Origin of the sequence: Ligilactobacillus sp. (assembly GCF_036846325.1) — a bacterium.
In the GTDB taxonomy this organism is placed as follows: domain Bacteria; phylum Bacillota; class Bacilli; order Lactobacillales; family Lactobacillaceae; genus Ligilactobacillus.
Map to the genome: position 1 here is coordinate 10,719 of NZ_DAIUCE010000051.1, position 2,705 is coordinate 13,423.

Here is a 2,705-nt window from a genome sequence, read left to right on the forward strand (position 1 = left end):
ATCGCCGGCAAAAATATGTTTTTTTACTTCTTCAACTTTTTCAGAATACTCCTGAAGAGAAAATCCCGGTTCAAAACTGCTTTTTAGTTCAAGCTTTTCAAATTTGAACCTTTCTTTGCCCGCAAGCACGTTGCGCAGGTTTTTTAATTTCTTCTCAGCAACTTCAAGCGACTCATCAAGCTCAGCAGGATTTACGCCTGCTATCAAAATGATTTTTTGCCGGTAATGATCAAATACAACCGTTTCGTCAAACAACATAAGATCCAAATCGTTAAAGTCGCCCTTATTTGTCAGTCTTAATTTGGGTTCGCTGTATTTCAGATAATCATAGGCAAAATAACCGACCAACCCACCTGTAAACGGTGGCATCTCAGACAATACCGGACTTTTATTTGCTTCAATCAGCTTTCGCAAGAAAATGCGCGGATTATTTTCATCCGGTTCTTTCTGACTGACCTTTTCTCCATTTTTATAAAACAATTGCTTGATCTTGCCGTTGTTGCAGATAATCTCCATTTCAGGATCACAACCGATGAACGAATATCTGCCCCAACGTTCATCTTGACTTGCGCTTTCAAATAAATAACATCTTTGACTCACATTTCTCAATTTCCTCAATGCCTCAACCGGAGTAGTCGCATCAGCATACATCTCAATCGCAACCGGGATTCGATGATACTTCTCATCAGCTGCCATCTTCTTTAACTGCTCATATTCAGGATACATGCTCCTTCATTCCCCCTTATAAAAAAGACTCGTCCTTACAAGCATTATTCATGCTTGTAAGGACGAGTCAACCCGCGGTGCCACCTTCTTTATGATTTGCTAAATCATCTTCTCGAAATCTGTAACGTCGATCACGCGTCATGGAATACTCAAGCCCTGCTCTTTGACCATGCCCTCAACAGTCCATTTGGCAGCCGACACGATTCGGATTCCAGCACCCCGAACTCTCTTGACGCACTTCTCTGCCTTTATCTCTGTTTCAAAGGTTTCGATATTTGGAGAAAGCCGTGATGCCGGAAAAAAACGACCGCATCATCCATGCGGTCGTCAATAAAGATTGTACCAGCATAGGCTTTCCCTTGATTGCTAAACAAACAAAAGCAAACCTACACTGAAATGATGTAAGTTTACTCTAATCTATGCCAGACTTGCCAAGATTTAAATAACATCTTCATAGTACAATCTCCCTTTCCGTTAATGTTGATATAATTATATTTTAATCGAAAGCTTTTGTCAATCTTTTTTCACTTGTAATTAAAAAAAACGAAAGCATCTTGTGATGCTTTCGTTCCCGTTCTTAAAATATCACTTGGCATATTCAACTGCACGTGTCTCACGAATGACAGTAACTTTGATATGTCCCGGATATTCAAGTTCATCTTCGATTTTATTCTTGATATCGCGTGCAAGAACAACAGCACCGTTATCGTTGACCTCATTTGGCTCGACAATAACGCGGACTTCACGTCCTGCCTGAATGGCATAGCTCTTCTTGACACCATTAAATTCGTTGGAAATATTTTCCAATTTCTCAAGACGGTGGATATAGTTCTCCAAAGACTCGCTACGAGCACCTGGACGTGCAGCTGAGATTGCATCTGCTGCAGCGACCAAAACGGCAATAACCGTTTTAGGCTCAACATCACCGTGATGAGACGCAATCGTATTTACGATTGTCTCATTTTCATGATACTTCTTGGCCAATTCGACCCCGATTTCAACGTGAGAACCGTCAACTTCGTGATCAACGGCTTTCCCGATATCGTGTAATAATCCTGCGCGTTTCGCTAATGTAACATCTTCACCTAATTCAGCAGCAAGAACACCCGAAATTTTCGCAACTTCAATCGAGTGTTCCAAAACATTTTGACCATAGCTCGTTCGATAATTCAAACGGCCGACAGTCTTGATCATATCAGGTTGCATCGAATGGATTCCAAGGTCAAAGATTGTCTCTTCACCCTTTTCTCTGATTCGAACATCCATCTCTTTAGTAGCTTTTTCGACCATTTCTTCAATTCTTGCCGGATGAATTCGTCCGTCTTGAATCAGCTTCTCAAGGGCCATTTTCGCGATTTCTCGACGAACGGGATCAAACCCGCTCAACACTACCGCTTCCGGAGTATCGTCGATAATCAAGTCGATTCCTGTCAGAGTTTCCAATGTCCGAATATTTCGACCTTCTCGCCCAATAATTCGACCTTTCATTTCATCATTTGGAAGACTGACAACCGAAACTGTCGTTTCCGAAACCATGTCTGCCGCACTGCGCTGAATTGCCTGCGCAATCAGATCCTTTGCAGTTCGATCGGCCTGTGCTTTAGCCTCATTTTCGCTGTCTTTGATCATTACGGCTAACTCATGAGCAAGACTTGATTTTGTTTCCTTTAAAATCAAGTCCTTTGCCTGTTCCTTGGTTAAAGCAGCGATTTCCTCAAGCTTAGTCTCTTGCTGTTTTTCAAGCGAAGCAATTTTTTGACGCTTGGCCTCCAGTCGTTGCTGTTCAGAATTCAACTGGCCTTCTTTTTTCTCAATCGCATGCTCGCGCTTTTCTAAAGCATTGTCCTTACGATCAATATTTTCTTCACGAGCAAGCAACCTGTTTTCCTGCTTTTGAACTTCTGAACGGCGAACCTTCAATTCGTCTTCGACTTCGCTACGATAGCGCTGACTCTCGTCCTTAGCCTCTAACAAGGCTT

1 protein-coding gene and 1 pseudogene are annotated in these 2,705 nt (G+C 42.2%); both read right to left on the bottom strand.

The features are described from left to right. A pseudogene (locus tag V7Z60_RS06155) lies at positions 1-726 on the bottom strand (anthranilate synthase component I); the annotation flags it as partial. Between the two features lie 585 nt (positions 727-1,311). Then, a partial coding sequence (rny, locus tag V7Z60_RS06160; protein ID WP_334116970.1) for a ribonuclease Y occupies positions 1,312-2,705 on the bottom strand: 1,394 nt, incomplete at its 5' end.